The organism is Arthrobacter sp. B0427-1-12 (assembly GCF_059092905.1).
Window position 1 is genome coordinate 1 of record NZ_JBNHIC010000007.1, and the last position, 19,721, is coordinate 19,721.

Annotated in this window: 19 protein-coding genes; 12 read left to right on the plus strand and 7 right to left on the minus strand. The window is 67.7% G+C overall.

The features are described from left to right. The first annotated feature begins 57 nt into the window (after positions 1-57). From tsf to AC5RWU_RS06810, 5 genes are all read left to right on the plus strand, one after another. The gene (gene tsf / locus AC5RWU_RS06790) at positions 58-894 is read left to right on the plus strand and encodes a translation elongation factor Ts (RefSeq protein ID WP_494028804.1); all 837 of its coding nucleotides are present in this window, start codon (positions 58-60) and stop codon (positions 892-894) included. A gap of 166 nt (positions 895-1,060) precedes the next feature. Further along, a complete protein-coding gene (pyrH, locus tag AC5RWU_RS06795; RefSeq protein ID WP_494028803.1) occupies positions 1,061-1,798 on the plus strand; it encodes a UMP kinase in 738 nt (245 codons plus the stop codon). Positions 1,799-2,015: 217 nt separating this feature from the next. After that, complete coding sequence (frr, locus tag AC5RWU_RS06800) at positions 2,016-2,573, plus strand: ribosome recycling factor (RefSeq protein ID WP_494028802.1); 558 nt, start codon at positions 2,016-2,018, stop codon at positions 2,571-2,573. Further along, positions 2,573-3,496 carry a phosphatidate cytidylyltransferase gene (locus AC5RWU_RS06805; protein ID WP_494028801.1) on the plus strand — a complete coding sequence of 308 codons (924 nt, stop codon included), beginning with the start codon at positions 2,573-2,575 and terminating at the stop codon, positions 3,494-3,496. The genes frr and AC5RWU_RS06805 overlap by 1 nt, the downstream gene beginning before the upstream one ends. Positions 3,497-3,607: 111 nt before the next feature. Then, positions 3,608-4,186, plus strand: a complete 579-nt coding sequence (locus AC5RWU_RS06810) for a DivIVA domain-containing protein (RefSeq protein ID WP_494028903.1) — start codon at positions 3,608-3,610, stop codon at positions 4,184-4,186. Positions 4,187-4,223: 37 nt separating this feature from the next. Here AC5RWU_RS06810 and AC5RWU_RS06815 read toward each other — a convergent pair whose 3' ends face one another. From AC5RWU_RS06815 to AC5RWU_RS06830, 4 genes are all read right to left on the minus strand, one after another. Then, positions 4,224-5,741 carry a sodium/solute symporter gene (locus AC5RWU_RS06815; RefSeq protein ID WP_494028800.1) on the minus strand — a complete coding sequence of 506 codons (1,518 nt, stop codon included), beginning with the start codon at positions 5,739-5,741 and terminating at the stop codon, positions 4,224-4,226. Between the two features lie 18 nt (positions 5,742-5,759). Next, positions 5,760-6,212, minus strand: coding sequence for a DUF485 domain-containing protein (locus AC5RWU_RS06820; protein ID WP_494028799.1), 453 nt, complete (start codon positions 6,210-6,212; stop codon positions 5,760-5,762). Continuing rightward, positions 6,209-6,928 carry a LytR/AlgR family response regulator transcription factor gene (locus AC5RWU_RS06825; RefSeq protein ID WP_494028798.1) on the minus strand — a complete coding sequence of 240 codons (720 nt, stop codon included), beginning with the start codon at positions 6,926-6,928 and terminating at the stop codon, positions 6,209-6,211. Before AC5RWU_RS06825 ends, AC5RWU_RS06820 begins: the two co-directional genes overlap by 4 nt. 104 nt (positions 6,929-7,032) lie before the next feature. Beyond that, positions 7,033-8,247: a sensor histidine kinase gene (locus AC5RWU_RS06830; protein ID WP_494028797.1), complete on the minus strand. Its 1,215-nt coding sequence runs from the start codon at positions 8,245-8,247 to the stop codon at positions 7,033-7,035. A gap of 200 nt (positions 8,248-8,447) precedes the next feature. On the opposite strand from AC5RWU_RS06830, the gene AC5RWU_RS06835 reads away from it, so the two are divergent. Both AC5RWU_RS06835 and AC5RWU_RS06840 read left to right on the plus strand, forming a co-directional pair. Further along, on the plus strand, positions 8,448-8,807 hold the full coding sequence (locus tag AC5RWU_RS06835; RefSeq protein ID WP_494028796.1) for a DUF485 domain-containing protein: 360 nt from the start codon (positions 8,448-8,450) through the stop codon (positions 8,805-8,807). Beyond that, positions 8,804-10,387: a monocarboxylic acid transporter gene (locus AC5RWU_RS06840; RefSeq protein WP_494028795.1), complete on the plus strand. Its 1,584-nt coding sequence runs from the start codon at positions 8,804-8,806 to the stop codon at positions 10,385-10,387. Before AC5RWU_RS06835 ends, AC5RWU_RS06840 begins: the two co-directional genes overlap by 4 nt. A gap of 102 nt (positions 10,388-10,489) precedes the next feature. On the opposite strand, the gene AC5RWU_RS06845 is transcribed toward AC5RWU_RS06840, so the two are convergent. After that, positions 10,490-10,969: an Lrp/AsnC family transcriptional regulator gene (locus AC5RWU_RS06845; RefSeq protein WP_494028794.1), complete on the minus strand. Its 480-nt coding sequence runs from the start codon at positions 10,967-10,969 to the stop codon at positions 10,490-10,492. Positions 10,970-11,151: 182 nt separating this feature from the next. Here AC5RWU_RS06845 and pdhA point away from each other — a divergent pair, with 182 nt between their 5' ends. From pdhA to AC5RWU_RS06860, 3 genes are read left to right on the plus strand one after another with little or no spacing between them, the layout of a single operon-like run. Then, positions 11,152-12,270, plus strand: coding sequence for a pyruvate dehydrogenase (acetyl-transferring) E1 component subunit alpha (gene pdhA / locus AC5RWU_RS06850; RefSeq protein ID WP_494028793.1), 1,119 nt, complete (start codon positions 11,152-11,154; stop codon positions 12,268-12,270). After that, entirely contained in the window at positions 12,270-13,277 is a 1,008-nt protein-coding gene (locus tag AC5RWU_RS06855; protein ID WP_494028792.1) for an alpha-ketoacid dehydrogenase subunit beta, read from the plus strand. The genes pdhA and AC5RWU_RS06855 overlap by 1 nt, the downstream gene beginning before the upstream one ends. A 5-nt stretch (positions 13,278-13,282) precedes the next feature. Next, a complete protein-coding gene (locus AC5RWU_RS06860) occupies positions 13,283-14,671 on the plus strand; it encodes a dihydrolipoamide acetyltransferase family protein (RefSeq protein ID WP_494028902.1) in 1,389 nt (462 codons plus the stop codon). A 21-nt stretch (positions 14,672-14,692) separates the two neighbouring features. Here AC5RWU_RS06860 and AC5RWU_RS06865 read toward each other — a convergent pair whose 3' ends face one another. Both AC5RWU_RS06865 and AC5RWU_RS06870 read right to left on the minus strand, forming a co-directional pair. After that, positions 14,693-15,160 carry a GNAT family N-acetyltransferase gene (locus tag AC5RWU_RS06865; protein WP_494028791.1) on the minus strand — a complete coding sequence of 156 codons (468 nt, stop codon included), beginning with the start codon at positions 15,158-15,160 and terminating at the stop codon, positions 14,693-14,695. A 37-nt stretch (positions 15,161-15,197) separates the two neighbouring features. Then, positions 15,198-15,854 carry a TetR/AcrR family transcriptional regulator gene (locus AC5RWU_RS06870; RefSeq protein ID WP_494028790.1) on the minus strand — a complete coding sequence of 219 codons (657 nt, stop codon included), beginning with the start codon at positions 15,852-15,854 and terminating at the stop codon, positions 15,198-15,200. Between the two features lie 177 nt (positions 15,855-16,031). On the opposite strand from AC5RWU_RS06870, the gene AC5RWU_RS06875 reads away from it, so the two are divergent. Together AC5RWU_RS06875 and AC5RWU_RS06880 are read left to right on the plus strand one after the other, a co-directional pair. Continuing rightward, a complete protein-coding gene (locus AC5RWU_RS06875) occupies positions 16,032-17,639 on the plus strand; it encodes a carboxyl transferase domain-containing protein (protein WP_494028789.1) in 1,608 nt (535 codons plus the stop codon). A 5-nt stretch (positions 17,640-17,644) separates the two neighbouring features. After that, the gene (locus tag AC5RWU_RS06880; RefSeq protein ID WP_494028901.1) at positions 17,645-19,720 is read left to right on the plus strand and encodes an acetyl/propionyl/methylcrotonyl-CoA carboxylase subunit alpha; all 2,076 of its coding nucleotides are present in this window, start codon (positions 17,645-17,647) and stop codon (positions 19,718-19,720) included. Position 19,721: the final 1 nt, after the last annotated feature.

Sequence of the window (19,721 nt, forward strand, 5' to 3'; positions counted from 1 at the left end):
GGCTGGACACCGTCGAGCCGGCCTGCCGGTACGAAAACTACACATAGGAGTTCAAACATGGCGAACTACACTGCTGCCGATATCAAGGCCCTGCGCGAGCGCACCGGCGCGGGCATGATGGATGTCAAAAAGGCTCTGGACGAGGCCAACGGCGACGCCGAGAAGGCCATTGAAATCATCCGCATCAAGGGCCTCAAGGGCGCCACGAAGCGCGAAGGCCGTTCCACCGCCGAGGGCCTGGTGGCCGCATCGGTCAACGGCGGCGTCGGCGTCATGGTCGAGGTCAACTGCGAAACCGACTTTGTGGCAAAGTCCGCCAAGTTCATCGAACTGGCCGACAAGGTCCTGGCCGTTGCCACCGAGTCCGGCGCCGCCGACCTGGAGACCCTGCTGGCCACCGACGTCAACGGCAAGGCACTGTCCGACGTCGTTGTCGAAGAGGGCGCCGTACTGGGCGAGAAGATCGTAGTCCGCCGCGTGGCACGTGTCGAAGGCAAGACCGTTGACGCGTACCTGCACAAGACCTCCAAGGACCTGCCGGCTCAGGTCGGCGTCCTGTTCGCCGTCGACGGCGAAGGACCTGCCGCTGCCGAAGCCGCCCACGATGTCGCCGTGCACACCGCAGCCTACGCTCCGACCTACCTGACCCGCGACGAGGTTCCGGCCGAAACCGTGGAGAACGAGCGCCGCATCGCCGACGAGACCGCACGCGCCGAGGGCAAGCCCGAGGCCGCGCTGCCGAAGATCGTCGAAGGCCGCCTGACCGGCTTCTTCAAGGAAATCGTCCTGCTGGACCAGCCGTTCGCCAAGGACCCGAAGACGACCGTCGGCAAGGTCCTGGATGCAGCGGGCGTCAAGGCTTCCGGCTTTGCACGCTTCCGCGTCGGCGCCTAGCAGTTCGGCGTCCGGATAAATCACACAAAGCACGCATGGAGGGGGTGGTCACTGTGGTGGCCGCCCCTTTCCCATGCCGGGCCCCGGCCCAATATCCTTGAATTGGCTGCATCTTTCAGAGCTCGGCCCACGCATTCCATCCATTAACGATCGCCCGGGAGGCACCATGGACAACGCGGACATCACCCAGACCAACACAGCGCGGCGCCGCCGCGTACTGCTGAAGCTCTCCGGCGAGGTCTTCGGCGGCGGCAAGCTGGGGGTCGACCCGGACACCGTCCGCGGGATCGCCAAGCAGATCGCGGCCACCGTCGGCGAGGTTGAAGTCGCCATCGTCGTCGGTGGCGGCAACTTCTTCCGCGGAGCCGAGCTCTCCCAGGGCGGCATGGACCGGTCCCGTGCCGACTATATGGGCATGCTCGGCACCGTCATGAACTGCTTGGCGCTGCAGGACTTCCTGGAGCAGGCCGGCGTCGAAACCCGGGTGCAGAGCGCCATCACTATGGGCCAGGTGGCCGAGGCCTACATCCCGCGCCGCGCCATCCGGCACATGGAGAAGGACCGCGTTGTCATCTTTGGCGCCGGCGCCGGCATGCCGTACTTCTCCACGGACACGGTGGCCGCGCAGCGGGCGCTGGAAGTTCACGCGGACGTGGTGCTGATGGCCAAGAACGGCGTCGACGGCGTGTACACGGCGGATCCGAAGAAGGACGCCTCCGCGGTCAAGCTGGAATCTCTGACGTACGACGAAGCCATGCTCCGGAACATCCGGGTCATGGACCAGACGGCATTCAGCCTCTGCCGTGATAACAAGCTGGCCATGGTGGTCTTCGGCATGGAAGGCGAGGGAAACGTCACCCGCGCGATCCTTGGGGAGAACATCGGTACCCTCGTCACAGCCTAGCGCCCGAGGGGCCCGCCGCAAGCGCAGTGAGTGGTGGGAGGGCGGCAGGCGCTAGCTAGCGCCGGCTGGATTGCCGCAGCCCCGTCCCGGCCGGCTGGGCGTGCCGGACGGCCGGGACGGGTCAATGCCCTAGGATTGAAGCAGTATCAGCCGCCCGGGTGGCGGGCCCAGAGGCTTAAGCCCCCGTTGTTTATGCCCAGTTGTCTAAGGAGATGCCGTGATCGAAGATACCTTGCTTGAGGCCGCAGAGAAGATGGACAAGGCCGTTGAAGTAGCCAAGGAAGACTTCTCGACGCTCCGCACGGGCCGCGCCAACCCGGCGCTCTTTTCCAAGCTGACGGTGGACTACTATGGCACGCCGACGCCGCTGCAGCAGCTGGCGTCCTTCCAGACGCCGGAAGCCCGCACCCTGCTCATTACTCCTTACGACAAGGCGGCCATGACGGCGATCGAGAAGGCCCTGCGTGACTCCGACCTGGGCGCGAATCCCGCCAATGACGGCAATGTCATCCGCGTCGTGATGCCGGAACTGACGCAGGAACGCCGCAAGGAATACGTCAAGATCGCCCGCACCAAGGCGGAGGACGCAAAGGTCTCCGTCCGCAACATCCGCCGCCGGGCCAAGGACGAACTCGACAAGATCGTCAAGGACGGCGAGGCCGGCGAGGACGAAGGCGCGCGGGCGGAAAAGGAACTCGACGCCCAGACCAAGTCCCACGTGGACAACATCGACGAACTGCTCAAGCGCAAGGAAGCCGAACTCCTCGAGGTCTGATGAACAGCGACCAGCCTCTTGGCAAGGCCGGTCCGCCCGCTCGCGATGCGGCCGGGTCCAACCCTGCCGGGCCGGAAGTTCCGGTGCCCGAACCTGCCCCGAGGAAACCCTCCCGTGCCGGGCGCGACCTGCCTGCGGCCATCGGAGTGGGACTGGGCCTGCTGGCCGTCGTCCTGCTTGGCCTGCTGGTCTTCCCGTGGGCATTTGCCGCCCTGGTGGCCGTTTTCGCCGTAGCCGGAGTCTGGGAGGTCGCCCGCGCGCTGGAAGTGCGCAGGATCAGGATCCCTCTGCTGCCGGCCGCCATCGGAAGCGCAGCCATGCCCTTTGCCGCCTACTATGGCGGAGGCGAGAGCCTGGCGTTCGCCCTGGTGGTGACCGTGACGGCCATCCTGCTGTGGCGCTGCCTGGACAGTACCGAAGACGCGGTCCGCAGCATCATGGCCGGGGTCTTCGTCACGCTGTGGGTGCCTTTCTTCCTGAGTTTTGCGTTGCTGCTCTTCCGGGGCGACGGCGGGGACCTCATGGTCGCCTCGATGCTGCTGCTGGTCGTCGCCAATGACACGTTCGGCTACCTGGTCGGTGCGTTCCTTGGCAAGCACCCCATGGCACCGAAGATCAGTCCCAAGAAGTCCTGGGAGGGTTTCGCCGGATCGGTGGGCGGCGCCGTCGTCATCGGCGTGCTGGCCAGCATCTTCCTGCTGGACGCTCCCTGGTGGTTCGGGCTGGTCCTCGCGGTGGCGACCGTCGCCGCTGCCACTACCGGGGACCTGGCCGAATCCATGGTCAAACGGGAGCTGGGGATCAAGGACATGGGCAATTCGCTGCCCGGCCACGGGGGCATCATGGACCGCCTGGATTCCATCCTCTTTGCGGCGCCGGTTGCCTACACCCTGTCAGTCCTGTTGCAGCAGACCGCGGCGTAGCCGCGGCACGCCGACGCCGAAGCGTAAGATGATGCACGGCGCGCCGGGCGCCGCCGGGCAGCCAAGCGGCCCCGGTTATCTGACCAGAGCGTAGAGGGATCGACTGTGACGATGGAAGACGTGCGCCGGGGGAGCGCCCCGTTTGAACGCGTTGGCCGCAACGAGTACGGCTACAACACCCGCCAGGTGGACCAGTTCCTCACGACCGCCCGGGAGTACTACGATTTGCGCAACCCGGATGCGGAGCCCATCACCAGCCATCAGGTCCGTGCCATGGCCTTCGACCCGGCCAAGGGCGGCTACGACGCGCAGGCGGTGGATGCGGCCCTGGACCGGCTTGAGGACGTCTTTGCCCAGCGTGAACGGGACAAGCTGATCGCGGACAAGGGCGAAGAGGCCTGGCTTATCCAGATCGGGCGGATCTCCGCGGTGCTTCGCGGCCGCCTGCACCGCCCCGCGGGCGAGCGTTTCCGCCGGCCCTCGAAAAAGAAGGCCCGCAGCTACAACATCGACGAGGTCGACGCATTGTGCGACGAGCTGCTGGAATACTTCGAAAACAACCGGCCGCTCAGCGTGGATGTGGTGCGGCGCGCCGTCTTCAGCGAGGCCATGGGGCAGGACGGCTACGAGGAAACCCAGGTGGATGCGTTCCTGGACCGCGTCGTGGAGCTGATGGCCTCAATCGATTAGGGCCACCGGCGGCGGCTGGCTGCAGCAGCCGGGCCGATTATGCCTGGTGTCGCTCCGGAGTATGCAGCCGGGCCAGGATCCGTGCCACTGAGGCGGGCCGTTGCTTGGCGGTGGCCTTGGAGACGAGGATGGTCACCAGGAACGCGGCCGGAACGGTCCACGCCGCCGGCTGGGCCAGCCAGTCGGCCAGCACGGCCTGGCCGGCCGGCGCCGCACCGGTGCCGGCACCGAGTTCCAGGCCGATCTCCGGTCCCAACACCGCGGATGCCAGCATCGCCCCGCCGCACAGCACCGCGCCGGTCAGCATGCCGCAGACCGCCCCGGCAGCCGTCAGGCCGCGCCACCAGATGCCCAGCAGCAGCAGCGGGCACAGTGTCGAGGCGGTGAAGGCGAAGACCATGCCGACGCTTCCGGCCAGGGCCAGCGAATCCGTCATGAGCGCCACCGCCAGGGGAACGACGGCGGAGAGCACCGCCGCCAGCCGGAAACCACGGACGCTGCCCTGTAACAGGTCCTGGCTGACCACACCCGCCAGTGACACCACCAGGCCGCTGCTGGTGGAAAGGAACGCGGCGAAGGCACCGGCGGTCACGAAGGCGGTCAGCAGGTCGCCGGCCGCCCCGCCCACGATCCGCCCCGGCAGGGTCAGCACCGTCGCATCCGCCATCCCGGTGGCAGCCAGCTCCGGAACGTAGAGCCGGCCCAGGACGCCGTAGACCGTGGGAAACAGGTAGAAGACGGACAGCAGTCCCAGCACGATCAGCGTGGTGCGCCGCGCGGAGGGTCCGTCCGGATTCGTGTAGAAGCGCACCAGGACGTGGGGCAGGCCGAGCGTCCCGAACAGCAGCGCGACCATCAGCGAGATGGTGGCATAGGGCGAAGTGTCCGCGGCGGTATCGAGCTGACCGGCGAAGGCCGCGCCGCCGCCGGTCAACGGCTGTCCACTGCCGCCCAGATAGAGCAGCACGAAGATGACCGGCACGGCCAGAGCCGTGAGTTTGAGCCAGAACTGGAAGGCCTGCACGAACGTGATCGAGCGCATGCCCCCGGCGATGACGTTGAGGCAGACCACCGCCACGACCGCGACCGAGCCCACCCAGGCGGGCAGACCGGTGGTGATGCGGACGGTCAGGGCGGCCCCGTGCAGCTGCGGCACAATGTAGAGCCAGCCGATGAGGACCACCAGGACGCTGGTGACCCGCCGCGCGGACAGAGACACCAGCCGGGTTTCCGCGAAGTCCGCGACGGTGTAGGCGCCCGAGCGCCGCAGCGGCGCGGCGACGAACAGCAGCAGCATCAGGTACCCGGCGGTATAGCCGATCGGGAACCACAGGGCCTCCACGCCGGAGATGAGGATGAGGCCGGCGACGCCCAGGAAGCTGGCGGCGGACAGATATTCCCCGCCGATCGCCGAGGCGTTCCACCAAGGCGGCACGGTCCGGGAGGCAACGTAGAAGTCGCCGGTGGTCCGGGAGATCTTCAGGCCATAGATGCCGATCAGCACGGTGGCGACGGCGACCAGCAGCAGCGCAAGGTAGCCTGGCAGGGGATTCATGACCGCATCCATCGCAGGCTACTTCTCATCCACGAGGTCTTTGAACCGGGCCTCGTTGCGGGCGGCCCCGCGCACATACAGCAGCGCGCAGACCAGCACCAGCGGGTAGATGCCCAGTCCCAGCAGCAGCCACGGGACCGGAACGGTCAGCACCTCGAGACTGGCGATGACGGGAAAGACCGTGAGCAGCACCGGAACACCCAGCAGGATCAGCAGGAAGCCGGCCGCCACGACGAGCGCGAGCCGCAGCTGCGAACGGATGAGGGACCGGACGAACAGCTCACCGACTTCGGACTGCTCGTCCAGCTCGCGGGAGACGGGGTAGCTGCCGCGGGCCACCGGTGCGCCGGAGCGCGGCGCGGTAACCCGCACGCGGCGCGGGGCACCGGCGTCGTGGGTTTCCCCGGAACTGGCACCCCCCGAATTGGTGCCTTCGGAATTAGCGCCCCCGGCCTCCGGTACCCCGGTCATGGCTGCGGCCGGACCCGGGTCGCCTCCAGCTTGTCCCGCACCGACGGCAGGTGCCGGCGGCTGACCGGCAGCTCGGCCTCGCCGATCAGGATGCTGGCCCGCCCGCCGCTCATTTTTACCCGGCTGATCTGGTCCGTGGCCACCAGATAGGAGCGGTGGATGCGCAGGAAGCCGGCATCCGCCCACTGCCGTTCCAGATCATTGAGCGGCACCCGGACCAGGTAGCTCGAATCGGCCGTGTGCAGGCGGGCATAGTCGCCCTGGGCCTGGACGTAGCGGATCTCGTCCCGGCGGATGATCTTGGTAATGCCGCCCTGGTCCACCGTGATCACTTCCGGCTTCGCGGCGCTGTCCTCCATGAGGTCGCAGACACGTCGCACCGACTCGGCCAGCCGGTCCTTCCGGACCGGCTTGAGCAGATAGTCGACGGCGGCCAGGTCGAAGGCGTCCAGCGCCTTGTCATCATCGGCCGTGACAAAGACGACGGCGGGAGGCCGGCTGAAGCGCGAAATCACCCGGGCGATATCCAGGCCGGAGAGCGCAGGCATGTGGATGTCCAGGAAGAGGGCGTCGACGTCGTGGCTTTCCAGCGCACGCAGTGCCTCAGCACCGCTGGAAGCGCGGTAGATTTCGCCGATCCGAGGATCCTTGGACAACAGGTAGGCCAGTTCCTCCACTGCAGGCAGCTCGTCGTCGGCGATGACAACATTCACCATGCTGTTAACCCTACGACGTTGGGGGACTGACTATGCCGCAGGCGGCCTAACCCTACGACGTTGGGGGACTGGCTATGCCGCGGGCGGCCTAAGCGTAAGCGCTGTCAGTCCACCCGGTGCCTGGGCTGGAATTTCGGAATGCGCATCGTGATCAGCATGCCCGCACCGGGCGCAGTGTCGATGACCAGGCCATGGTCGTCGCCGTAGACCTGGCGCAGGCGGGAGTCGACATTGCGCAGCCCCACATGGTCGCCCTTGTTGTGCCCGGCCAGCACGGAACGCAGGTGCTCCGGATCGATGCCGACGCCGTCGTCCTCAATGGTGATCTCCGCGAAGGCCCCGGCATCCTGGGCCGTGATGGAGATCCGCCCGGGACCTTCCTTGGCCTCGATGCCGTGGCGGACCGCGTTCTCCACCAGCGGCTGCAGACTCAGGAACGGGATGACCGTGCTGAGCACCTCCGGGCCGATCTGCAGGTTGACCGTCAACCGTTCGCCGAAGCGGGCACGTTCCAGCAGCAGGTAGCGGTCGATCGATTTCAGCTCCTCGGCCACCGTGGTGAAGTCGCCGTGCCGGCGGAACGAATAGCGGGTGAAGTCCGCGAACTCCACCACCAGCTCCCGCGCCCGCTCAGGGTCGGTGAGGATGTAGGACGCGATCGCGTTCAGGGAGTTGTAGATGAAATGCGGGCTGATCTGGGCGCGCAGCGCCCGCACCTCGGCCTCCATGAGCAGGGTGCGGGAGGCATCCAGTTCTGCCAGTTCCACCTGGGTGGCGACCCAGTCGGCAACTTCGTTGGTGGCCCTGACCAATCCGGCGCCGACGGAGGGGGCGTAGGCACCGACGGTGCCGACCACCCGCCCCTCGACGCTGACGGGGGAGACGACCGCCTCGAGGAGGGGGCCGCCGTCGCCCTGCCGACCGGCAGCCTCCAGCGCAGCCAGCTGGGCCTGCCGGAAAACCTGCGTCCTTCCGCTGTCCAGCACGCGCCTGGCCGCGGCCATCGCCGCGGCCGCATGCGCTTCGCCCGGCCCTTCCCACGCGAGCACCGCCGACTCGTCCGTCATCACCAGGGCCTCGGAACCGAGCAGGCCGCGCAGGTGCCTGGCTGCCTTGGCCGCGCCGTCAGGTGACAGACCGGAGCGCAGATGCTGCGAGGCCAGGGCCGCGGTGTGCAGGGTGGCGTAGGTGGCGCGGTCGGCATCCGTGCCCAGGTCCCGGTGGGAGCGCGCAAGGCGGTAGCCGACGGCGGCGATGGCCGCCATGGTGACGATGACGACGGCGGCGATGACGACGACGTCGACCACTGAGCTGGGCATGGCACCTACCTTAGGTTTGGCACCCACCTTAGTCTTCGGTGCGCCGCGGAAGGGGTGCCGTTCGGCGCGTTCAACTGCCGTTCAGCGCAGCGGGACGACCGCCGGGCGAACGTCCTGCCCCGGACCCTTGGAACACGGGCGCGCCGCAGGTCACAGTGATGAATGTCACAGATGCACTGTGCTCCACCTGAGGAGGAATCATGGGCCACGATCCGTCCGCAACGGAGGCCGAACTCGAGGCAGCCGTGGACTTCGAAGAAGTCCAGCAGGCGCCGCAGTTCAGGAAACTGCGCAAGCGCCACCGCAGTTTTGTCTTTCCGATGGCCATAGCGTTCCTGCTATGGTACTTCGCCTACGTGCTGCTGGCTGACTACGCCGTCGGCTTCATGTCCATCAAGGTCATCGGCAACATCAACATCGGGCTGATCCTTGGCCTGCTCCAGTTCGTCAGCACCTTCGGGATCACCATGTGGTACGTCAGCTACGCCAACAAGCGCCTTGATCCCATCGCCAAGGACATCCGGGAAGAGCTTGAGCAGGAAGTTGAGGCAAAGAAATGACCGTCGGAACGCCCTGGCTGAACATGGCCATTTTCGGCATCTTCGTGGCCGTGACCCTGGTCATCGTCCTGCGCGCCAGCAAGAACAACAAGACAGCCGCGGACTATTACGCCGGCGGCCGCGCTTTTACCGGGCCCCAGAACGGCACCGCCATCGCCGGAGACTACCTGTCCGCGGCATCCTTCCTGGGCATCGTTGGAGCCATCGCCATTAATGGCTACGACGGCTTTCTGTACTCCATTGGCTTCCTGGTCGCCTGGCTGGTGGCCCTGCTGCTCGTTGCGGAACTGCTGCGCAACACCGGAAAGTTCACTATGGCGGACGTACTCTCCTTCCGCCTCAAGCAGCGCCCGGTCCGGATCGCCGCGGCGACGACCACGCTGGCAGTCTGCTTCTTCTACCTGCTCGCGCAAATGGCAGGTGCGGGCGGCTTGGTGTCCCTGCTGCTGGGCATCAATGACAAGCTCGGCCAGTCGCTGGTGATCACCGTGGTCGGCGCGCTCATGATCCTGTACGTCCTGATCGGCGGAATGAAGGGCACCACCTGGGTCCAGATCATCAAGGCCTGCCTGCTGATCGCCGGCGCCGCGGTGATGACCGTCTGGGTGCTCGCCATGTATGGCTTCAACCTGTCAGCCCTGCTGGGCGGGGCCATCGAGGCTACGGGCAATCCGGACATCATCAACCCGGGCCTCCAGTACGGAGTGTCCGAAACCTCCAAGTTCGACTTCATTTCCCTGGCCCTGGCCCTGGTCCTGGGCACCGCGGCCCTGCCCCACGTGCTGATGCGCTTCTACACCGTTCCGACGGCCAAGGAAGCCCGCCGGTCCGTGGTGTGGGCGATCTGGCTGATTGGCCTGTTCTACCTCTTCACCCTGGTCCTCGGCTACGGCGCCGGCGCCCTGATCGGCCCGGATGCCATCAAGGCCGCTCCGGGAGGAGTGAACTCGGCCGCGCCGCTGCTGGCCTTCGAACTGGGCGGCTCGCTGCTGCTCGGCCTGATCTCCGCCGTCGCCTTCGCCACCATCCTGGCGGTCGTGGCCGGCCTGACCATCACCGCGGCGGCATCCTTTGCCCACGATATCTACGCCAACGTCGTCCGCAAGGGCAAGGTGGACCCGGACGGCGAGGTCAAGGTGGCGCGGCGGACCGTCGTCGTCATCGGTATCCTCTCGATCGCCGGCGGCATCGGTGCGCAGGGCCAGAACGTCGCCTTCCTGGTGGCGCTCGCCTTCGCCGTCGCAGCCTCCGCAAACCTGCCGACGATCCTCTACTCGCTGTTCTGGAAGCGGTTCAGCACCCAGGGCGCCGTCTGGAGCATGTACGGTGGCCTGATCTCCGCGATCGTGCTCATCGCCTTTTCCCCGGTGGTTTCCGGGAACGAGACGGCGATGATTCCGGCTGCGGACTTCGCGGTCTTCCCGCTGAAGAATCCCGGCATCATCTCCATCCCGCTGGCCTTCTTCCTGGGCTGGCTGGGCACCGTGCTGGATAAGCGGGGCGAGGATCCGGCCAAGCAGGCGGAGATGGAAGTGCGGTCCCTCACCGGCGTCGGCGCCGAGAAGGCGGTGGACCACTAGCAATAACAAACAACATTACTAACGGACGGCAGGAGCCCCGCGTGATCCGCGGGGCTTCAGCCGTTAAGCCGGCCGTTTAGTCCGGCTGTCTAATCCGGCAGACTAATCCGGCCGCCCGCGCGGGCCCCGCTCCAGCAGCGGCTCGATCCGGTACGGGACCAGTTCGTGCATGGCCAGCGAGGTATCCGTCCGCTCCACGCCGTCGATGGCCAGGATCTTGCCGTTGATGCGGAACAGGTCCTCGGCGTCGGCGGAAACCACGCGGACCAGGATGTCCGCCGTTCCGGTCAGGCCGTAGGCCTCCAGCACCTCCGGAACCGCTGACAGTTCCTCGGTGATGCCGGCGAGTTTCTGCTGCTGCACATGGACGTGGATGAAGGCGGCCAGCGTATAGCCGAGGGCGGCCGGATTGATGCGGCGGCCAAAGCCGAGGAAGACGTTGCGCTTCTCCAGTTGCGCCATCCGGGCCTGGACCGTGTTGCGGGACAGCCCGAGCTTCTGCGCCAGCGCCACCACAGTGCTTCGCGGATCCGCCGCCAGGGCGAGCAGCAGGCGGGTGTCGGTGCCATCCAGCGGGTGCATAATGCGCAAGGTTAGCACGGACAGCCTTTGGCAAACAGAGCATTTTGCTCGATGATTTTCCGGCTGGTTGTACTCTTTGAATCATGTGAGTATCGTCACTTTAAGGTCTGGGCAAGGGGGCCCGGACATTGTCCGGCATCCGCCGAAACCCGGGGGAACCGCCAGTGAAGGTTGCGTGAACTATGTCGACCAGTGACATGAGGCCCGCCGCGGATGACGATCTCGTCCAGCTCATCACTTCCAGCGGGGCACGCCTGCCCGACGCCCGCTTCGACCGTTGGGTGGCGGACATCGACGACGGCAGCCTCCGGGAGCTGTACCGGGACATGGTTGTCGTCCGCCGGATCGATACGGAGGCTACCGCCCTGCAGCGCCAGGGCGAGATCGGTCTCTGGCCGCCGCTGATCGGCCAGGAGGCCGCCCAGATCGGATCCGGGCGGGCGCTGCGCCGGGACGACTTCGTCTTCTCCAGCTACCGCGAGAACGCCGTTGCCTACTGCCGCGGTGCGCAGCCGGAGGACATCATCCGGGTGTGGCGCGGGAACGCCGGGGCCGGCTGGGATCCCTACGAAATTAATATGGCACCGCTGCAGATCATCATCGGTTCGCAGACGCTGCATGCCACCGGTTATGCGATCGGCTGCATGAACGACGGCGTCGACTCGGTGGCGGTGGCCTACTTCGGCGACGGTGCCACGAGCCAGGGCGATACCAACGAGGCGATGGTCTTTGCCGCCAGCTTCCAGGCCCCCGTGGTCTTCTTCTGCCAGAACAACCAGTGGGCCATCTCCGAACCGGTGGATCTGCAGGCCCATGTCCCCGTGGTCCGGCGCGCGCCGGGCTTCGGCATTCCCAGCGTCCGTGTGGACGGCAATGACGTGCTGGCCTGCATGGCGGTCACCCGCGAGGCGCTCGACCGGGCGCGCACCGGCGGCGGCCCCACCTTCATCGAGGCCGTCACCTACCGGATGGGACCGCATACGACGGCGGACGATCCCACCCGCTACCGCGATGCCCTGGAGCTCGAGGACTGGGGCATCCGGGACCCGATCCGGCGCGTGGCGCAGCTGCTCCGGAGCCGGGACGCCCTCAGCGAAGAGTTCGAAGCCGGGGTCCAGGCGTCCGCGGACCGGATGGCCGCCCAACTGCGCACCAGCTGCATCAACCTGCCGGAGCCGAAGCCGACGGACATCTTCGACCACGTCTATACCGCGCCGAACAGCGTCCTGGAGCGGCAGCGCGGCCAGTACGCGCGGTACCTAGCCCAGTTCGGGGAAGAGGCCGAAGAAGGGGAGCACTGATGTCGACGATGACCATGGCCCGGGCCCTCAACGCAGGGCTTCGGGCGGCGATGGAGGAGGACCCGAAAGTGGTCCTGCTGGGCGAGGACATCGGCAAGCTGGGTGGTGTCTTCCGGATCACCGACGGCCTGCAGAAGGACTTCGGGCCGCACCGGGTGATGGACACTCCGCTGGCGGAGGCAGGAATCCTGGGGACCGCCGTCGGACTGGCCTTCCGCGGCTACCGCCCGGTGTGCGAGATCCAGTTCGATGGTTTCATCTATCCCGCCTTCGACCAGATCGTCTCCCAGGTAGCCAAACTGCACTACCGGACGCAGGGCCAGGTCAGGATGCCCATCACCATCCGGGTTCCGTTCGGCGGCGGCATCGGCGCGGCGGAGCACCACTCGGAGTCGCCGGAGGCGTATTTCGCCCACACGCCCGGCCTGCGGGTGGTCGCGGTCTCCAACCCGCAGGACGCATACACGATGATCCGCCAGGCCATCGCCTCCGACGATCCGGTGCTGTTCTTCGAGCCCAAGCGCCGCTACCACACGAAGGGCGAGGTCGCGGAGGCCGCCGGTGCGGATGCGCTGTCCATGGAGGCGGCCCGGGTCGTGGCGGCAGGCAGTGACGTCACGCTGGTCTGCTATGGCCCGTTGGTGTCGACGGCGGTCGATGCCGCACTGGCGGCCTCCGACGAAAGCGTTTCGATCGAGGTGATCGACCTGCGCTCGCTCGCGCCCGTGGACTATGCCACGGTGGAGGCCTCGGTCCGTCGAACGGGCCGGCTGGTCATCACGCATGAGGCCCCCCAGTCCGGGGGCATCGGCGCGGAAATCGCCGCCGGCATCACCGAACGCTGCTTCTACCATCTGGAGGCTCCGCCCGTGCGGATCACCGGCTTCGATATTCCGTATCCGCGGGCGAAGCTGGAAAAGCACCATGTCCCGGACCTGGACCGGATCCTTGACGGCGTCGACCGAGTCCTGGGCCGCCCCAACTCGCTCAGCGGGGAAGGCAGGTGAGCGGGATGATCAGGGACTTCAGGCTGCCGGACCTGGGCGAGGGACTGACCGAGTCGGAGATCGTGAGCTGGAAGGTTGCCGTGGGCGATGCGGTGCAGCTCAACCAGATCATCGCCGAAGTGGAAACGGCCAAGGCCGTGGTCGAGCTGCCGTCGCCGTACACGGGTGTGGTCAAGGAGCTGCGCGAACAGCCCGGCACGGTGGTGAAGGTGGGGGAGCCGATTGTGTCCTTCGAAGTGGAGGACGACGCCGGTGCGCCGGCTCCTGCGCCGGAGGCTGGGGTCGGTGCCGGGACAGCGGCCGAGGGCGAGACAACGGCAGGCGGTGAGGCTGCGGCGGGCGGCGAGGCTGCGGCGGGCGGCCGCCAGCCGATCCTGGTGGGTTACGGCGCGGAAGCGGACCGGACCGGTCGTCCGGTGCGGCGGCCCCGCCCGGGCCTTGCCGGCACGGCTTCCCGGCCGGCTGGAGGCAGGGATGCTGCTGGAGGCAGGGGTGTGCCGGCCGGGACCCAGCGGCCGCGTTCCACCCCACCGGTCCGGAAGCTGGCCCGGGAACTCGGCCTCGACCTGGAGCAGGTGTCCGGAAGCGGCCCGCTGGGGCTCATCACCAGGGAAGACATCCAGGAAGCGGCAGAGCGCAGGCAACCGGAGCCGCCCGCCGTCCATCCCGCACACCGGCACTGGAACCGCGCCGAACGCGAGGTGCGCATCCCCATCCACGGCGTCCGCAAACTGACCGCCGAAGCCATGGTGGCCAGTGCCTTCACGGCCCCGCATGCCACGGAGTTCCTGACCTTGGACGTCACGCCGTCCATGGAGCTGCTCGAGCGGCTGCGGACCAGCCGGGCCTTTGCCAATATCCGGATCACGCCCCTGGCGCTTGTCGCGAAAGCCCTGTGCATCGCCGTCGGACGCAGTCCCGAACTGAATTCCCGCTGGGATGAGGCCAACGCGGAGATCGTGCTGCAGAACTATGTCAACCTCGGCATCGCCGCGGCGACGCCGCGCGGACTGCTGGTGCCGAACATCAAGGACGCGGAGGCCAAGAGCCTGGCGCAGCTGGCGCTGGCGCTGGAGGAACTCGCCGAAGCGGCGCGGGCGGGCAGGACGGAGCTGGCGCAGCTGCAAGGCGGCACCATCACGATCACGAATGTCGGGGTCTTCGGCATCGACGCCGGGACACCGATCATCAATCCCGGTGAAGCTGCGATCCTGGCCATGGGGGCCATCCGGCGGATTCCCTGGGAGCACCGCGGCGACATCGCCCTGCGCCAGGTCATGACCCTGAGCCTGTCCTTCGACCACCGGCTGGTGGACGGCGCCCAGGCCGGCCGATTCCTGGCCGATATCGGCGCCATGCTGTCCGATCCGGGCACGGTCCTGACAATGGTCTGAGGGTGCCGGCGCAAGCCGCCGCTAGTTCAGTTCGAGGACCAGTTCGTCGACAACCGCGCCCCGGGCCTGGGCGAAGCTCTTGACCTCACCGACCGGCTTGAAGCCGTATTTTTCCAGGATCTTGATGGACGCCACATTGTCCTTGACGGCACGGGCCCGGATCGGACGCTCGGTGTATTCGTCGAGGAAGAGGCCGACGGCAGCGGACGTGATGCCCTGGCCCCAGCGCTTCTTGTCGATCCAGTAACTGATCTCCGGCGTGCCCTCGCTGACGTAGGCCAGGATGCTGCCCACGACGTCCCCATCGGCGGTGATGGTGCGGACGGTGATGGACGGATCGTTGAGGATGTTCTGCCAGTGGTGGTTGAACACTCCTCGGTCAGAAGGATCCTTGGCCCCGAAGGCGGCCATGTGGTTGGCGCTGGGGTCCAGCTGGTGGGCAAAGAATTCGTCCAGGTCGGACGGCTCAAAGTTGCGAAGCTGTATCACGGCAGAACTTTCATTAGCAGGTATTCCCTTCAGGGTACTAGGCATTCAAAGCGGCCCAAGCCATTCGTTCCAAAAGCGTGCGTAACCCAGCCGTTTCCCTGGCAGTGGGCTGGGCGGACCGCGGCGCCGGCTGCCGGACGTCCTTGCGGGCACCGGCAGCGGCGGTATGCGGGGTGGAATTGATCAGGCCGAAGACGGCATGCGCCCGGTTCCGGAGGGCGACGGCCTCATCCTGGGGCCGGAGCCGGGCCAGGGTGTCCACCCATACTTCAACGTACCGGCGCTGCAGGACACGGACGGTGCGGCGGTCGTCCTCGGAAAGGCTGTCCAGGTCCCGGTCCTGGACGCGGATGACGGCGGCGTTCAGCAGGGCAAAATCCACATGGAACCGGACCAGCCGGCGCAGTGCGGCCTCCGGGTCCGCGGCCGCCGCCACGACCTCGCGGCCGCCGGCCAGGAGGCCGGCACTGGCGTCCACGAGCAGGGCGGCCAGCACGGCCTGCTTGCTGCTGAAATGCCGGTAGACGGCCGGGCCGCTCACGCCGACGGCGGCGCCCAGGTCCTCCATGGAAACTCCGTTGTAGCCGCGCTCGGCAAAAAGCTGCGCCGCTGCCTTCAGCAGTGCGGCCCGGCGGGAGGCCTTGGCGAGGCTGCGTTCGGTGCTCCGCTCCGCGGGAGCCGGTTCGGCGGCCAAGGGGAACCCCCGTTCGCTGGTTCATCGCCAACCGGTGCATGGACAACTGTTTCATGGACAACCGGAGGGCCAGGCACTAACCTGAATTCAGTTAGTAAAGACTAACCGGAATCGCGTTTCCTGGCTACCGCCGGCAGCGGCATGCGGCCGGGAACGCGGCCGAGCAGAAGGACGTCGATGGAGACTCTGGCCTCCCGGATGGACACCGCGGCCCCTGATTTCCGCGGGAACGATGCCGCGCAGCGTGCGCTGGCCGCCGACCTGCGCGAACGGCTGGCCGCCGCCGCGCTCGGCGGCCCGGAACGGTCCCGCGAACGGCACCTGGCCCGCGGAAAGCTGCTGCCGCGCGAACGCATCGACCAACTGCTGGACGAAGGCAGCCCCTTCCTGGAACTTTCGCCGCTGGCCGCCACGGGAATGTACGACGACGAGTCCCCCGGGGCGGGGATCATCGCCGGCATCGGCCTGGTCCACGGACGCCACGTCCTCGTCATCTCCAACGACGCCACGGTCAAGGGCGGCACGTATTACCCCATCACCGTGAAGAAGCACCTGCGGGCCCAGGAGGTGGCGCTGGAGAACCGGCTGCCGTGCATCTACCTGGTCGATTCCGGCGGCGCTTTCCTGCCCCGGCAGGACGAGGTGTTTCCGGACCGGGACCATTTCGGTCGGATTTTCTACAACCAAGCCCGGCTTTCGGCCGCGAAGATCCCGCAGATTGCGGCTGTACTGGGCTCCTGCACCGCCGGCGGCGCGTACGTGCCCGCGATGAGCGACGAAACAGTGATTGTCCGGAACCAAGGCACCATTTTCCTGGGGGGTCCACCGCTGGTGAAAGCCGCCATCGGTGAAATTGTCACAGCCGAGGAACTGGGCGGCGGGGACCTCCATTCCCGGGTGTCCGGGGTGACGGACCATCTGGCCGAGGACGACCGGCATGCGCTGGAGATTGTCCGCCGGATCGTTTCCACGCTGCCCGCCCCGGCGGCACCTGCCTGGGAGATCGCGCCCAGCCGGCCGCCCGCCGTCGAACCTGCCGAACTGTACGGCGCGGTGCCGGTGGACGTGCAGGCACCCTACAACGTGTACGAGATCCTCGCCCGGCTGGCCGACGGCAGCGAATTCCACGAATTCAAGCAGGAATACGGGTCCACCCTGGTCACCGGCTTCGCCCGGCTGCACGGCCACCCGGTTGGAATTGTGGCCAACAACGGGGTGCTGTTCAGCGAATCGGCGCTCAAGGGCGCGCACTTCATCGAGCTGTGCGACCAGCGGGGCATCCCGCTGGTTTTCCTGCAGAACATCTCCGGCTTCATGGTGGGCCGGGACTACGAGGCCGGCGGGATCGCCAAGCACGGGGCGAAGATGGTCACCGCCGTCGCCACCTGCCGGGTGCCGAAGCTGACGGTGATCGTCGGCGGCTCCTTCGGCGCCGGCAACTATTCGATGTGCGGGCGGGCCTATTCGCCGCGGTTCCTGTGGATGTGGCCGGCCAGCCGGATTTCCGTGATGGGTGGCGCCCAGGCGTCCTCGGTACTCGCCACGGTCCGGCGGGAGCAGCTGGAGGCCCGCGGCGAGGAATGGACCGCGGCGGACGAGGAGGCCTTCAAAGCACCGATCCGCGGGCAGTACGAGGCGCAGGGCAGCCCGTACTATTCCACCGCCCGGCTGTGGGACGACGGCGTAATCGACCCTGCGGACACCCGCACCGTCCTGGGGCTAGCCCTTGACGTCTGCTCGCGCGCGCCCCTGCCGGATACCTCCTTCGGTCTGTTCCGGATGTGACCGCGATGAACCCGGTGAGCAACGGAGGGTATCTCTTCGGCACCGTCCTGGTGGCCAACCGCGGCGAGATCGCCTGCCGCGTGATCTCAACGCTGCGGCGGCTGGCGATCCGCTCCGTTGCCGTCCACAGCGACGCCGACGCCGGTGCCCGCCACGTGCGGGACGCCGACGTCGCCGTGCGCATCGGTCCGGCGGCGGCGGCGGAAAGCTACTTGAGGACCGATGCCATCCTTGAGGCCGCCAAGGCCACCGGAGCGGAGGCCATCCATCCCGGCTACGGCTTCCTCAGCGAGAACCAGGCCTTCGCCCGCGCGTGCGGCGAAGCAGACATCGTGTTCATCGGCCCCGGAGTCGGGGCGCTGAACGTCATGGGGGACAAGATCCGGGCCAAGAACCACGTCGCTGCACACGGGGTTCCGGTTGTCCCGGGCCTGGCGGAGCCGGGCCTCACCGATGCGCAGCTGGCGGAGGCGGCGCAGCGGATCGGCTTCCCCCTGCTCATCAAGCCCTCCGCCGGCGGCGGGGGCAAGGGGATGCATGTGGTGGAGCGGCCCGAAGAGCTGCCGGAGGCCCTGGGCGCCGCGCGCCGGGTCGCGGCGGCCGCCTTCGGTGATGACACGCTCTTCCTGGAGCGGCTGATCGCCACCCCCCGGCACATCGAAGTCCAGGTCCTGGCGGACAACCACGGCCAGGTGATCCACCTGGGCGAGCGCGAATGCTCGCTGCAGCGCCGCCACCAGAAGGTCATCGAGGAGGCCCCGTCGCCGCTGCTGGACGCCGCCACCCGCGCCCGCATCGGCCAGGCGGCCTGCGACGCGGCGCGCAGCGTGGACTACCGCGGCGCCGGGACAGTGGAGTTCCTGGTCTCCGACGCGGCGCCGGACGAATTCTTTTTCATGGAAATGAACACGCGCCTGCAGGTGGAGCATCCGGTCACGGAACTGGTGACCGGGCTGGACCTGGTGGAGTGGCAGCTCCGGATTGCCGCCGGCCAGCCGCTGGCCCTGGCCCAGGACGATGTGGTGTTGACCGGCCATGCCGTCGAGGCCCGTGTCTACGCGGAGAGCCCGGAACGCGGCTTCCTGCCGTCCGCCGGCACGGTGCTGGCGCTTCAGGAAGCCTCCGGCGAGCACGTCCGGGTGGACAGTTCGCTGGTCCCGGGACTGGAGATCGGGTCCAGCTATGATCCGCTGCTGTCCAAGGTCATCGCCTGGGGCGCCGACCGCGGCCAGGCGCTGCGGCGGCTGGACACGGCGCTCGCCGGCACCACGGTGCTGGGCGTGGAAACCAACATCGAGTACCTGCGGATGCTGGTCAACGACCCGCAGGTGGTCGCCGGCCACCTGGACACCGGGCTGATCGAACGCACGCTGCCGGGATTCGCCTTCCGCCACCCCGGGGAGCGGGAACTCACCGCTGCCGCACTGTACCTGTACGCCCGCCGGTTCACGGCTGCCGGAGGGACGTCGCCGTGGACCTCGGCCGTCGGCTGGCGGATAGGGGAACCCCGTCCGGTCCGGGTCAGCCTTCAGGTCCCGGCGGCTGACGCCGTCGATGTTCTGGTGTGGCACTGCGGGGCAGTGGCCGTCGGAGACGGTCCCCGGCGGCCCGCGAGCCTGCAGCTATTGGATTCCGGCCGGGCCAGCCTCACCCTCGAGGGCATCACCAGCCAGCTGTGGCTGGCCCAGGAGCCGCCGGCTGCGGAACCGGCTGACCTGGAAGAACACGGCACAACGCTGTGGCTGGGCGAGGCGGGCTGGACCGTCGAAGTTCAGCTGCGCGGCCGGCGCCGCCGTCTCCAGGAGCAGCTGGCTGCGGTAGCGCGGGCGGACAGCGCCGCCCATCCCGACGTTCGCTCGCCCATGCCGGGAACCGTCGTCGCAGTGGCTGTCGAGTCCGGCGCACGGGTGGAGGCCGGCCGGACGATCCTGACCGTGGAGGCCATGAAGATGGAACACCAGTTGGCCGCGGCGGTGGCCGGAACCGTCACCGTCAACGTCCGGGCCGGGGACCTGGTCAAGGCGGACCAGGTGGTGGCGAGCATCCGCCCGGAAGCAGAACCGGAAGATGAAGGAGCCTGAC

Excerpts from the sequence above, each read along its gene's own strand:
- tsf (WP_494028804.1), top strand. The coding sequence starts at position 58 with ATGGCGAACTACACTGCTGCCGATATCAAGGCCCTGCGCGAGCGCACC.
- pyrH (WP_494028803.1), top strand. The coding sequence starts at position 1,061 with ATGGACAACGCGGACATCACCCAGACCAACACAGCGCGGCGCCGCCGC.
- AC5RWU_RS06805 (WP_494028801.1), top strand. The coding sequence starts at position 2,573 with ATGAACAGCGACCAGCCTCTTGGCAAGGCCGGTCCGCCCGCTCGCGAT.
- AC5RWU_RS06810 (WP_494028903.1), top strand. The coding sequence starts at position 3,608 with ATGGAAGACGTGCGCCGGGGGAGCGCCCCGTTTGAACGCGTTGGCCGC.
- AC5RWU_RS06815 (WP_494028800.1), bottom strand. The coding sequence starts at position 5,741 with ATGAATCCCCTGCCAGGCTACCTTGCGCTGCTGCTGGTCGCCGTCGCC.
- AC5RWU_RS06820 (WP_494028799.1), bottom strand. The coding sequence starts at position 6,212 with ATGACCGGGGTACCGGAGGCCGGGGGCGCTAATTCCGAAGGCACCAAT.
- AC5RWU_RS06825 (WP_494028798.1), bottom strand. The coding sequence starts at position 6,928 with ATGGTGAATGTTGTCATCGCCGACGACGAGCTGCCTGCAGTGGAGGAA.
- AC5RWU_RS06830 (WP_494028797.1), bottom strand. The coding sequence starts at position 8,247 with ATGCCCAGCTCAGTGGTCGACGTCGTCGTCATCGCCGCCGTCGTCATC.
- AC5RWU_RS06835 (WP_494028796.1), top strand. The coding sequence starts at position 8,448 with ATGGGCCACGATCCGTCCGCAACGGAGGCCGAACTCGAGGCAGCCGTG.
- AC5RWU_RS06840 (WP_494028795.1), top strand. The coding sequence starts at position 8,804 with ATGACCGTCGGAACGCCCTGGCTGAACATGGCCATTTTCGGCATCTTC.
- AC5RWU_RS06845 (WP_494028794.1), bottom strand. The coding sequence starts at position 10,969 with ATGCACCCGCTGGATGGCACCGACACCCGCCTGCTGCTCGCCCTGGCG.
- pdhA (WP_494028793.1), top strand. The coding sequence starts at position 11,152 with ATGTCGACCAGTGACATGAGGCCCGCCGCGGATGACGATCTCGTCCAG.
- AC5RWU_RS06855 (WP_494028792.1), top strand. The coding sequence starts at position 12,270 with ATGTCGACGATGACCATGGCCCGGGCCCTCAACGCAGGGCTTCGGGCG.
- AC5RWU_RS06860 (WP_494028902.1), top strand. The coding sequence starts at position 13,283 with ATGATCAGGGACTTCAGGCTGCCGGACCTGGGCGAGGGACTGACCGAG.
- AC5RWU_RS06875 (WP_494028789.1), top strand. The coding sequence starts at position 16,032 with ATGGAGACTCTGGCCTCCCGGATGGACACCGCGGCCCCTGATTTCCGC.
- AC5RWU_RS06880 (WP_494028901.1), top strand. The coding sequence starts at position 17,645 with ATGAACCCGGTGAGCAACGGAGGGTATCTCTTCGGCACCGTCCTGGTG.